Source organism: Candidatus Avelusimicrobium sp. (assembly GCF_056976295.1).
Genome location: NZ_DBMCTG010000009.1, coordinates 62,312 through 74,768, shown reverse-complemented (window position 1 = coordinate 74,768; position 12,457 = coordinate 62,312). Strand labels below are relative to the sequence as shown.

Sequence of the window (12,457 nt, the reverse complement as noted above, 5' to 3'; positions counted from 1 at the left end):
TTTTTTTTTTTTTGGTAAATTTTAATAAGCAGTGAGTCTGTAAGGGGGGACGCGTGCGGTAGTTAAAAGCCGCTAAAAAGGGTGTTTTTGCTCGTTCTTTCTGTCCCTCCTCTAACAAGACAGAAAGCCACGGGGCGTACGCAACACTATCCGTACGCCCCTTATTTTAAGAGGAGGGAAAATGAAGAATAACCGAAAGAAGAAAGCGTTTACGCTTACGGAACTTTTGGTAGTGGTCATCGTGATAGGCGTCTTGTCTGCGGTGGTATTACCGAAGTTCAGCAAAGTAATTGAAACGCGCAAAACGACGGAAGCCGAAGAAATGATGGCAGCCGTGAGAACGGAACAGGAAAGACGCTGCTCCCTGGATAAGAACTATACCACGGATGCGGCCGCGGTCAATTTGGCCTCGTTAAATACCAAGAACTTTAATTACACATTAAAGAACACGGGCATAGAAGCGGCCAGCACGGGTAAATACGGCTATACTTTAAAAATGCCGTCTTACCGGGATGGACGCTTGTGCTGTGATAGCGCGGAACAATGCGCCAAGTTAAATAAAAATTATCCTTTGTGTAGCGAACTGACCGCCAAGGCGGACTACACGAGCGGTACTGAGTGCTCGGCAGGTGAAGAACCCGATAATACACCGAAAACTTGTGAAGGTCCTTCTACGCAAGCGTGCGGATGCAAAAACGGTGGCACACAAACGAGAACCTGCGACACGACTACGGGCACTTGGAGTGCTTGGAGTTCCTGCTCTATCGCCGACTCTTGCGAATGTGAGGGAACACAGCCTATTTCCAGCCAATCTTGTAATACTTGCGGCACGCAAACGCGCACGATAACCTGCAATTCGGCTACCGGGGAGTGGGTTCTTGGTAGTTGGGGCGCGTGCGACAAGACAGCAGAAGAATGCACTACGGATGAAGATTGCTGTTCTGATAGCGTAAGCGATTTCGCCGCTTGTATTGCCAAACAATACGGTACTGATTCGGCGGAATACATTTGTGCTACTGGAAAACATTTGGGTTGGCAAAAAGATATTGGGTCTTTGATTGGTGCTAGTGCTTGTGCTAGCAAAGTTATGCCGTTTGGTTGCTTTTTGAGAGCGGCGAATAATACCTGCCCGGAAGGAGATAAAGCCTGTGCAGAAATGCGGAAAATCAATGCCAGTTGGATTTCCAGCGGATTTAAGAGATATGCTTGTACGAGGGAACTCCCTAATACTGATGTTGATGTCTCTGATGAAAAAGAAGATGAATATGAGTTAGTTTGGGAGGATGTGGATTGGTCCAATTATATAACTAGGGAAAAAGAGGTTTGTAATAGCTTGGAAAGTAGGCGGAGTATTATCCGAGAATTATGTGCATCAATCAGAGAGAGCGATAATCTGCGAGACTGCGGGACGCGCGAACCTAAATCAGAGGGAGAAATGTGTTATAAATATTGCGGATTAGGTGGAAAAAAATATCCGAAAGGGACAATTCTGTACTATGAAGAGGATGAGAGCAAGCGCCCTGTGTCTTCCGGCTATTGGGATTATATGACGAAATGTGTTAAGTATGAATTTGGGTCTGGCGGTAACTGTATAGCCGAAGAATCTTATGGTCCTTTGTTGTGTATAATTCCTTATTCTTTTGACGTCAAAATGGCTAGAAAAAGAAAAAAATAAATGAATTATAAAAGGGCTTCCTTTCCCAGGGAGCCCTTGTCTCTCTTGTATATGAAAAAACAAATTTTACTTTTCATTTCAGCCTGTATTCTTACACTTGCCGCTTGTTCCATTGTTTTACGTTTTGTTTTATTTGATATGGCTTATGAATATGATGAACTGTTTACTGCCATAACTGCCGATCCTTCCTTATCTTTAAAATGGATTTATCATAATTGGCTGATTGTAGATGTTCATCCGCCTCTTTATAATATACTGATGTGGTGTTATACGCATTTTTGTCCTTATGGCCCCGAATTGTGGCTCAGACTGCCCAGTTTGATTTTTGGTATGGGGGCGTTGTTTTGCTCGTGGTATTTCTTCCCGAAACATTTTGGTAAAAGTTCCCGGTTATTATTTACAGCGTGGATTGGCTGTAATACCTATATGATTTTATATTCCCAACAGGCCCGTTCGTATTCGCTAGTGTTGCTGTTGTCCGTTTGTCTTACTTTTTGTTTTTTGAATATGGTGCGTACCATTTTTCAAAAAAAGCCCATTTCTCTTGGCCAATGGGGTATCTTTGCCGGACTTGCGTTAATGTTGGAATGGTGCCATTATTTTGGGACTTTATTAGTTGGAGTTTTTTGTGCATTTTTATTTGTTTTTGCTTTAAAAAATAAACAGAAATTAAAGCTTTTTATGATGATTCCCTTAGGCCTTGGAATTGCTTGTTTGCCGTGGTTAATTCCTAATTTTTTAATGCAGTTAAAATTTCAGAGATTGGACGGAAATTGGTGGGCAAACACCTATTCTTTATCTGATGCGCCTGCGGTATTTTTGCGCATTTTCTTTTATTCTTTTTGGGGAAAATGCTGGGGTGGAATTTTGTTTTTTGTTGGACTTATTGGCAGGATTTTAAGATATAAGCGTACGGGAAGTTGGGGCCCCTATTTTAGAGAAATTACTGTATTGGGGGGTGTGTTGGCGGTTGTATTTTGTGTAACTTTTGCAATTTCTTTTAAAACTTATATGTTTGTTGGGAGATATTTTACAGTTGTGTTACCGGCGGGATATTTGCTGTTAATTTTATTGTGGAAGCCCCTGTATGATAAATATCTTTTAATGAAATTGGCTTGTGTGGTGGTTTTGAGTTTAGAACTTCTCTCTTTTGTTTCTTTGTATAAGGTGTTGAAAGAGCCCAATGTTATTTCTTCCCGGATTGTCAGTCAGTTTTATAGGGATTATTTAAAAAAACGGGAAATTATGGTAGTGGCAATGGAAGCATTTCCGCCCTCAGCGATGCCTGCTATGTATGGCTTTTATGTAAATAAAGTATATGGTTTAAATGCAAGAATTACCGAGTTGTTTTCTCTTTCGGAACAGGAGCGGGACAAATATTTAAAAAAACAAGACAAGGCGTTTGTATATATGCCGAATTGCTCAGAAGAAAAACTTTATTCGCTTAGCCGTTTGTGGAATAGACAAGTAGAAATCTATATGCGTTTAGGAGAAACGTGCATCTTGCATTTTAATATAAAAGGCTCTGGTCCGCTAGATTCTTATGAATATCAACAAGCCCACAGGCATAAAAGTTGGTTTTGGGGCTATGGCAGTTAAAGGGATTATTTTTTGTCCGTTGCCCGGTTTGTTTTTTATATATAAATCCCCCCGAGTTGATACTCGGGGGGATTTATAAACAATTAAATTATTTTTCGGCGGGATGATATTTTACCGGTTTTTCGGCTTTCTCGCAACGGTGCTGTACACCATGGTAGCGTACATCAATATCGTATTCTTCGCCGCATTTGGGGCAATAGATTTCTTCTTCGGTGGTAGAAATAGTGTTGCCCGTGTTGGGTTGAACGCCTACGGCACTACCCATTTTGGGGGCCGGGGTGCAGTACACATCCGGGTCAGCCGAACATCTGGAAGAATTACTGGTAATGGTCTTACCGCACCAGCGGCATTTTTCCGTATGGCTGGGTTGCGCATTAGATTGGGCATATACCTGATGGTAATAATATTCAAAAGAGTGTTCCGGATAGCCGTTGTGATCGTCGCGGTCTTTTTGCAATAAGGTTTCCGCTTTAACGGCGATATCCTCGTCTAACTCTTGCAAATAGTGCATTTCCGGCTCGCCAGAAGCGGATTCTTCTTGCAAAGAACTTACACTAACTAAATTAGAGTGGGGTTCTCCGTCCGCCGCATCCCAAGCGTCAGAAGCGGGGGATTCAATCCAATAAGCACCGGCCTCAGGCTCGCTGTAAGGCTCCGTGCATTTGTGCTGTACTCCGTGATAAAGCACATCAATATCGTATTCTTCGCCGCATTTGGGGCAATATCTGCTTTCATCGCGGGATTGTTGTTTTTGTTGTGCTTTTTTAGCCTGTTTGGCTGCTTTTCTGGCGGCTCTGTCTTCTTTGGAAATGAAATTCTGTTCCCGTTTAATCACTTCTTCCTGGCGATAATTTTCGGCACAGAAACGATGATACTGTGTTTCCTGGCATTTTTGTCCTCTGGTGAAGTTCTGCCCGCAACGGTAGCAGGTTTTTTGGCTGGGGTTCGGCTCCGGCATACAATATACATCCGGATCTGCCGGGCATCTTCCGGACAAATCGGTGATTTGGGTACCGCACCAGCGGCATTTTGCGGCTTGACGGTGTTTCTTCTGTTGCACTTGAATTTGGCGTTGTAATTTGGCGTCTAAATTCTTAGTGTTTTGCGCCATAAGCGGCGTACACAAGGTAACGGCTAATAATGCGACTAACATCCAGTTGACATTTTTCATTTTGGCTCCTTAATGGGTACGTCTTGTCATATAGATTGATTTGATGCTCCCTTATGTTTAGTGTAACTATTTTATTATTTTTAGTAAAGGGCCTTTGGTCCTAGATCCTGTCTTCAAAAGGACCTAGGAATTATTTAGGCCCTGCATAGCAAAAACCCCCGCTTTTGGCGAGGGTTTTTAATTGTTTCCCGCTATTTAATTAGTGATTAAATCCGCAATAGTGAATGCCGTGGAAATAGTAATCGTCATCATACACGGCGTGGCATTCCGGGCAGGTTTCATAATCTTGCTTTACGGCTTTTTTTACTTTTTTAGATTTTGCCTTTTTTTGCTTTTTGGGAGCGGCTTGTTGCGTGTTGGATTCCGGCGCGCAGAACACATCGCAGTCCGCCGAGCAGCGTTGGGATTCACTCATAATTTCTTCTCCACAGCGCCAACATTTTCCCAAAGATTTTGCTTGTTTGGTTTGAGATTTGGCCGGAGTTACTGCTTTTGTTTGAGTTTCGGCTTGCGGTTCATTTTCCGGGGCGCAGAACACATCACAATCTGCCGCACAGCGTTGATCTTCACTCGTGATTTCCTCTCCACAGCGCCAGCATTTTCCCAAAGATTTTGCTTGTTTGGTTTGAGATTTGGCCGGAGTTACTGCTTTTGTTTGAGTTTCGGCTTGCGGTTCATTTTCCGGCATACAATACACATCACAATCTGCCGGGCAGCGTTTAGATTCGCTCGTGATTTCCTCTCCACAGCGCCAGCATTTTCCCAAAGATTTAGTTTGTTTGGTTTGAGATTTTGCCGGAGTTACTGTTTTTGTTTGCGGTTTGGTCTGTGGCTCATTTTCCGGTGAGCAGAGCACATCACAATCTGCCGCACAGCGTTGATATTCGCTCGTAATTTTCTCTCCGCAGCGCCAGCATTTAGCACTTTGCTGTTTTTGTTTTTGCAGTTGGATTTGGCGTTGAATTTTAGCACCTAAATCCTTATGATTTTGCGCCATAAGCGGTGTACAGACGGTAACGGCTAACAATGCGGCTAACATCCATTTGAAACTTTTCATACAATCTCCTTTGTTATAGGTACAGCCTTTGAAATTTGACAATCTACTTCCTTACTTGTAGTTTAACTGTTTTCCTGTGTGGAGTTAAAGGGTCGTTAGTCCCATAAATATATAAAAAAAGGACCTATATTTATCTGGGTCCTGTACAAGATATAAAAAACCCCGCCGTTGGGGGCGGGGGTTTCAAAAAGAGGAAGAGTTATTCTCCCTGGGTAAGGCCTTGCATCATAATGGCTTGTAGTTCTTGGTTAAGTACGGTAGCGGCTGTTTCGTTTAAGAGTCCTTTACCCTGCGAGTAAGTAATAGATGTGATGAAAGTGATAAAAGTGGCCGTATCAGCATCTACTGCCGTTTTGGGATAGGCGGGTTGGTTAGCAATTAACAAGGAACTTAATTTAGTTAAAAGCGGTTCCACTTCGTCTGCTACTTCGTCGGAAGTTGTTTTGATTTTATTAAAGACCGCCGGGATATCCTTTTCCAAAGCCTTTTCAATGGCTTTATCCGTATCAGTCATTTGGTTTAAATCACGGTGCGCATCAAAAATTAATAACCCCAACTGCAACGCCTGCTGGGTGTTTTTTAGCATTTGCTGGCTGACTTCCCCTTCGCTTACGGCTTGTGCTCCGGCGGAAACGGATTCTTCAATCAGCGCGCTATTGCTGGATGCGTTGGCGGCAAAAGCGGCGGTGGATAGCGTGAGAGCGGTAAGCAAAACGAACAATTTTTTCATAATTCCTCCTAGATTTTACTCCTATATTAATAAAATAGTAAATAAACCACAAAAAAACTAGGGGTATTTAGGACCTATTTCGCTGGGCCAAAGGGCCTATTAAAATGCTAGGCCCATCTGCCGGGAAATATACTACAATATACAATATGATTATACCTACCATTATTGAAAAGAACGTCGGTTATGATATTTTTTCCCGCTTGCTCAAAGACCGCATTATCTTTGTCGGCGGGCGCGAAGGCGAAGTGGATACTGCCAGCGCTAATATGATTATCGCCCAACTGCTTTATTTGGATGCGGACGATTCCAGCCGGGAAATCAACCTCTACATCAATTCCCCCGGCGGTATGGTAACGGCGGGTTTGGCTATTTACGATACGATGCAATTCATCAAGGCCCCGATTACCACTATTTGTATGGGGCAGGCGATGAGTTTTGGGGCGGTTTTATTGGCTGCGGGCTCCAAGGGAAAGCGCTATGCCTTGCCGCACGCGCGCATTATGATTCACCAACCCTTAATTTGGGGCGGTGGCATTTCCGGTCAGGTAACAGATATTGAAATTGAATCTAAGGAATTGCGCGATAATAAAGAGCATCTTTTGGATATTTTGGCTAAACACACCGGGCAGGATAAGGAAAAAATCCGCCGCGACAGTGAACGTAATTATTATATGTCGGCGCAAGAGGCCAAGGAGTATGGGCTGATTGACGAAGTTTTGCCTCTTAAAAAGTAACGGCTTTTTCAGTTGTTGCGAAATTCGTACGGGGAACAAAGAGTAAATCTTTGTTCCCCGTTACTTATTAGGGCCAACCATTTGCCAAATTCGTTGCAGTTTGGCGTCTTTCGGGGCTTATGTGGCATACAGCCACACCGCACCCCGACTACATCCTCCCAACTGCTTAGAATTTGACAAATCAGGCAATCGTCTAAAAAATTTTCAGTTGGTTGTGGACGGCCCTTGTAGGACGGCTTTTTCAGTTGTTGCGAAATTCGTATGGGGGACAAAGAGTAAGTCTTTGTTCCCCGTTACTTATTAGGATAAACCCTTTGCCGCCTTTGGGCAATTTTTCACCGACTTTGCCCTTGCAGGCTACCGCTTTATTTACTTTTTGTGCCGACAAAAAGTAAGCAAAAACTCGTCGCCCAATGTGTTATAAAAGTCAGGCTTAAACGGGTATTTTTACAACTCGCCCTATTGGCTCAAACAAGTAAAAATACTTTTCCGTTTAAACCGCCTTTTAAAGGCAACGCAAAAGGGCGACAAGAACAGCAAAAGCCTTTGCCGTCATTCCCGATGGTTTGTCGGCCCGCAGGGTTCGGGGATCTGTTGTTGTCGTTTGTTTTTTTATAACGACAGATTCCCGACTACGGCACTCGGAAATGACACGGAAAAGGGTCTTAATAAAATAAGAAGGTCATTCTGAACTTGTTTCAGAATCTACATCTTGGGTAGTTCGTTGTTGTCTAAAAAGTCATACTGGAAGGTCTCTGTCCAGTATCCGTTGTTTTCCTCTTTTTGAGTAACGACAGATCCTGGACTACAACTTTCCAGGATGACGATAACTACAATACAAAAGATAAACGCCCCAATCGGTAGATCCTGACGCCTATTAATAGACCCCGTACAGAAACACTACGGGGTGATGCCTAGCGGTATGGGCGGCAATTCAGGATGACTTTTATAGTAACTTTTATTGTTGCCGTTTGTCCCAACTATATCAAAATTAGCAACCAAATATCGTAGTTGCTAATTTTAGGGCAATTTGATACAATTTATAAGAGCCAAAAGCGGGGGTTTTATATATATAACGCTTTTGGGAAACCTTTTATCCGTTATAGAGAGGGAAAAATTATGGCAGAAGAAATAAAAAAACAAACGCTTTCGTTGCCGACGGTAGTGCCGGCAGTCGCCATACGCGATGTGGTGATGTTTCCGGGGATGTCGCTCCCGTTATCGGTGGACCGCGAAAAATCCGTTTCGGCGGTGGAACTTGCTTTGGGTGAACCGGGCAAATATATTTTGGCCGTATCGCAGAAAAATGCGGAAATTGAGGACCCGAAAGAGGCCGATATTTACCACTTCGGCGTGATTGCGCAAATTTCGCAAAATTTAAAAATGCCCGACGGCTCTATGAAGATTTTTCTGCAAGGCTTGGCCCGTGCGCGCGTAACCAAGTTGGAAATGAACGAAGTTGCCGGGGCTTGGTTTGCTACGGTAGATTATATTGAGGAAGAGGACGATAATTCCCCGGTGGTGCAGGCCTTAATGCGCAAAGTGTTGGACGAGTTTGACCATTATGCCCGTGTATCGCACCGGATTGCAGTGGAAGGCGTTTCCTTCCTGCGCCAAATTAATGATGCTTCTAAACTGGCCGATACGGTGGCTTCCAATATGCTCGTCAAAACTGAGCAGCGCCAAGAAATTTTGGAAGCGGTCCACATCAAAGACCGCTTGGAAAAAATCTTAAAACTAATTACCAGCGAAGTGGAAATTTTGGGTTTAGAGGAAAAAATCCACTCCAAGGTCCGCGCTCAAATTGAAAAGAACCAAAAAGAATATTATTTGAACGAGCAAATGAAGGCGATTCAAAAGGAACTCAGCCAAAAAGATGATTTCCAAAAGGAATTGGATGCCTTGCGCGTAAAAATTAAAAAGAACGGTCTGCCGCCGCAGGCCAAAGAAGCGGCAGAAAAAGAAATTGAACGTTTGTCCAAAATGGCACCGTTCTCGCCGGAGGCGACGGTTTCACGCACCTATTTGGATTGGCTTGTCAATATGCCTTGGAACCACACGACGGAGGATGTGCTGGATTTAAAAGAGGCCAAAAAGATTTTGGATGAGGACCATTTTGGTTTGGAAAAACCAAAAGAACGTATTTTGGAATATTTGGCTGTCAGTAAATTAAATAATTCTCTGCGCGGGCCGGTACTCTGCTTTGCAGGTGCGCCCGGCGTGGGGAAAACCTCTTTGGCTAAATCCATTGCCCGCGCCATCGACCGCAAATTTGTGCGGATGTCTTTGGGCGGAGTGCGGGACGAAAGCGAAATCCGCGGCCACCGCAGAACGTATATCGGTTCTATGCCGGGGCGCATTATCCAGGGTATCAGCAAGGCCAAGAGTATGAACCCGGTATTCCTGCTGGACGAAATTGATAAAATGGGCAGCGACTGGCGCGGCGACCCTGCGGCGGCACTTTTGGAACTGTTGGACCCGGAACAAAACAAAGAGTTTACCGACCACTTTTTGGACGTGCCGTTTGATGTTTCCAAGGTAATGTTTATTACCACGGCAAACTCGTTGGCTAATATTCCGTCCACCTTGCGCGACCGCTTGGAAATTATTGATTTTGACGGTTACACCGAGTACGAAAAACACGATATCGTGGATAAATACCTTCTGCCCAAACAAATGAAGATGCACGGGTTAAAGGAGGGACAGTTGGAAGTAACGCACGAAGCCGTAGCCCTTTTAATGCGCGACTATGTGCGCGAAGCCGGGGTGCGCAATTTGGACCGCGAAATCGGATCTCTGTGCCGCAAGGCCGCCAAAAAAATTGTAGATGGTTCTAAAAAAGTAGTGGTTACCAAAGATAACCTGCACGAGTTTTTGGGGGTGCCGCGCTATTCCAACTTTGCTACCGAGGAAAACGGTGTCGGTATTGCTACGGGGCTTGCGTGGACGAGCGTAGGTGGCGAAACGCTGTCTATTGAAGCCACTAAAATACCGGGCAAAGGCCAACTGATTTTGACGGGTATGCTCGGTAACGTGATGAAGGAATCTGTCCGGGCTGCGCTGACGTATGCCAGAAGCCGCGGTTACGGCAAAGATGTAGATTTTGACAAGACGGACTTTCACGTCCACTTCCCCGAAGGAGCCGTGCCGAAAGACGGTCCGTCTGCGGGTAGCGTGATTACGACCGCCCTAACCAGCCTTTTGACGGGTCTCCCTGTTAAAAAGCATTTGGCAATGACCGGTGAGGTAACTATTACGGGCCGTGTGCTTCCTGTCGGCGGTATTAAAGAAAAGTTTTTAGCCGCTTACCGCGAAGGGGTCAAGACGATTCTTTATCCGCACACGAACGAAAAAGACGTGTCCGAACTTCCGGAACGGGTCCGAAAGGAACTCACTTTAATTCCGGTAAAACATATGGACGAAGTTTTGCCTCTTTCGCTGGAAGGGTGGAAGGAGTTTGAAGCCAAGTTAAATAAAAAACACGGTTCCAAAAAATCTGCCAAGACACATAAAAAATCTCTTCCGGCGCGTGTAACACCGGCCAAAAAGACGGTTAAAAAAGCAGTTAAAAAAGCCGCGCCCAAGGCGAAAAAAACCGTTAAAAAGGCCCCTGCGCATAAGGCTGTTAAAGCCAAGGCCAAAAAGCGCAAATAAGTAGTTTTTATAAACCCGGCCGAGTTGCAAAGGCCGGGTTTTCTAACCTAATAAAGGCCTTGTTCCTGACGCTTTGGCCCATTATACTTTAAGTAAGGGGGGGAATATGATAAAAAGAGTCCCATATAATTTTAATGCCCAAAAGAATTTGGATATTCTTTCCAAAGCCGCTTTTTTAACCACGAAGTCCGGCAATAAAATAAACACAATGGTTATCGGGTGGGGAACGATTGGTATTTTGTGGCGGCTGCCCGTATTTAACACGGTAGTGCGCCAGAACCGCTTTACCTACGAGCAAATTGAAAAATCGCACGAGTTTACCGTTACGATTCCGTATGTAAACTTGCCGCAGGCCGTGGCTGTGTGCGGAACCAAATCCGGGCGCGATATGGATAAACTGGCCGCGTGCGGGTTAAAAACCGTAAAAGGACAAAAAATCGCGACCCCGGTGCTTGACGTGCCCGGTATGCACTTTGAGTGCAAGGTAATGTATGGCCGTTTAATGGGGGCGGAGAATTTAAATAAGGCGCTTGCCGAACTGTGGTATAACAAAGAGCCGGACGATTACCATATGTTTTACTTCGGCGAAATTATAGATAGTTATATTACCGAGTAGCGCGGAGCGTTGGCGAAGAGAAAAAAAATAAGTACAATACTTTTATGGACGAAAAAAACTTTAAAAGCGGTTTTGCCGTATTAGCCGGCCTGCCTAACGCGGGCAAATCTACCTTGCTTAACAACCTGGCGGGCGGACTTTTGTCGCCCGTTACCAATAAGCCCCAAACCACGCGCCAAAATATTTTGGCTATTGCGGACGGGGACAACTACCAAGTGGTGTTTGTAGATACGCCCGGTTTTTTAAAGGCGCAATATAAGTTGCAGCAGACAATGGTAGGGTGTATTGACCGTGCCGTGCGCGAGGATGCCGATTTGGTAATTTTTATGGTAGATGCTACGGCAGATTACGCATTAAATGCACCGCTGGTGGAAAAATTAAAAACCGTTTTTTGTCCTGTCTTTTTAGCCATTAATAAAATTGACCTTGTGCAAGATGTGGCTGCACTGGACGCGTTGGAAACGCGCATTAAGGCCGATTTAAAGATAGAAAAAACTTTCCGTATTTCTGCCGCCAACGGCACGGGTACGGATGTGTTAAAGCAGGCTGTTATTGCCTCAATGCCCAATAGCCCGGCTTACTTTCCGCCCGGCCAATGGACGGACCGTTGGGAACGCTTTTACGCGGCGGAATTTATCCGCGAGCAGATTTTTAAACTTTACCAAAAGGAAGTGCCGTATAGTACATTTGTAGAGGTTGAAAAATTTACCGAAGACCTCGGCCCTAAAAATTATATCCGCGCCAATATCCACGTGGAACGCGAAAGCCAAAAACCTATTTTAATCGGTAAGGGCGGCAGTGCAATTGCCGAACTGCGCAAGCGGGCGCAAAAGCGCATTGAAGAATTTTTGGGGCGCAAGTACCGCCTGGAACTAAATGTAGTGGTTTCGCCCAACTGGCGTAATGACACGAAATCCTTGGAAGAATTTGGCTATATCGTGCGCGACGAAAAATAAGAGTTCGGTTGCTTTTTGTAAACCCCCCGGAGCGTTGCTTGCCCCAGGGGTATTGTTATGAAGGGCGGGGTTCTCTGCTAGGATTACGGGAGTTGTTATTGCTGTTAAAAATAAGGTCATTCTGGAAGGTTTCTGTCCAGAATCTATTCTTTATTTTATAACGACGACTTCTGGACTACGACTTCCCCGGATGACGACAAAAAATGTCGTTGTTATTTATAAGGGTTTGTTCCGTTTTGTTGTTAAAATTTAGAGATTGCAGAAC

General features: G+C 44.6%; 9 protein-coding genes. 6 read left to right on the top strand and 3 right to left on the bottom strand.

The window, feature by feature from the left end:
* Positions 1-181 precede the first annotated feature (181 nt).
* On the top strand, positions 182-1,675 hold the full coding sequence (locus tag ACZOTW_RS05295; RefSeq protein ID WP_483997675.1) for a prepilin-type N-terminal cleavage/methylation domain-containing protein: 1,494 nt from the start codon (positions 182-184) through the stop codon (positions 1,673-1,675).
* Positions 1,676-2,182: 507 nt separating this feature from the next.
* Positions 2,183-3,274 (top strand): hypothetical protein, encoded by a 1,092-nt coding sequence (locus ACZOTW_RS05290; RefSeq protein ID WP_483997674.1) that lies wholly within the window; start codon positions 2,183-2,185, stop codon positions 3,272-3,274.
* Between the two features lie 88 nt (positions 3,275-3,362).
* On the opposite strand, the gene ACZOTW_RS05285 is transcribed toward ACZOTW_RS05290, so the two are convergent.
* From ACZOTW_RS05285 to ACZOTW_RS05275, 3 genes are all read right to left on the bottom strand, one after another.
* A complete protein-coding gene (locus tag ACZOTW_RS05285) occupies positions 3,363-4,445 on the bottom strand; it encodes a hypothetical protein (protein WP_483997673.1) in 1,083 nt (360 codons plus the stop codon).
* Positions 4,446-4,644: 199 nt separating this feature from the next.
* Positions 4,645-5,502: a hypothetical protein gene (locus ACZOTW_RS05280; RefSeq protein WP_483997672.1), complete on the bottom strand. Its 858-nt coding sequence runs from the start codon at positions 5,500-5,502 to the stop codon at positions 4,645-4,647.
* Positions 5,503-5,701: 199 nt separating this feature from the next.
* Positions 5,702-6,232, bottom strand: coding sequence for a hypothetical protein (locus ACZOTW_RS05275; RefSeq protein WP_428037607.1), 531 nt, complete (start codon positions 6,230-6,232; stop codon positions 5,702-5,704).
* Between the two features lie 146 nt (positions 6,233-6,378).
* Here ACZOTW_RS05275 and ACZOTW_RS05270 point away from each other — a divergent pair, with 146 nt between their 5' ends.
* From ACZOTW_RS05270 to era, 4 genes are all read left to right on the top strand, one after another.
* A complete protein-coding gene (locus ACZOTW_RS05270) occupies positions 6,379-6,966 on the top strand; it encodes an ATP-dependent Clp protease proteolytic subunit (RefSeq protein ID WP_177746181.1) in 588 nt (195 codons plus the stop codon).
* Between the two features lie 1,119 nt (positions 6,967-8,085).
* On the top strand, positions 8,086-10,620 hold the full coding sequence (lon, locus tag ACZOTW_RS05265) for an endopeptidase La (protein ID WP_483997671.1): 2,535 nt from the start codon (positions 8,086-8,088) through the stop codon (positions 10,618-10,620).
* Between the two features lie 106 nt (positions 10,621-10,726).
* Positions 10,727-11,236, top strand: a complete 510-nt coding sequence (locus ACZOTW_RS05260; RefSeq protein ID WP_428064044.1) for a flavin reductase family protein — start codon at positions 10,727-10,729, stop codon at positions 11,234-11,236.
* A gap of 44 nt (positions 11,237-11,280) precedes the next feature.
* Positions 11,281-12,192 carry a GTPase Era gene (gene era / locus ACZOTW_RS05255; protein ID WP_483997670.1) on the top strand — a complete coding sequence of 304 codons (912 nt, stop codon included), beginning with the start codon at positions 11,281-11,283 and terminating at the stop codon, positions 12,190-12,192.
* Positions 12,193-12,457 lie beyond the last annotated feature (265 nt).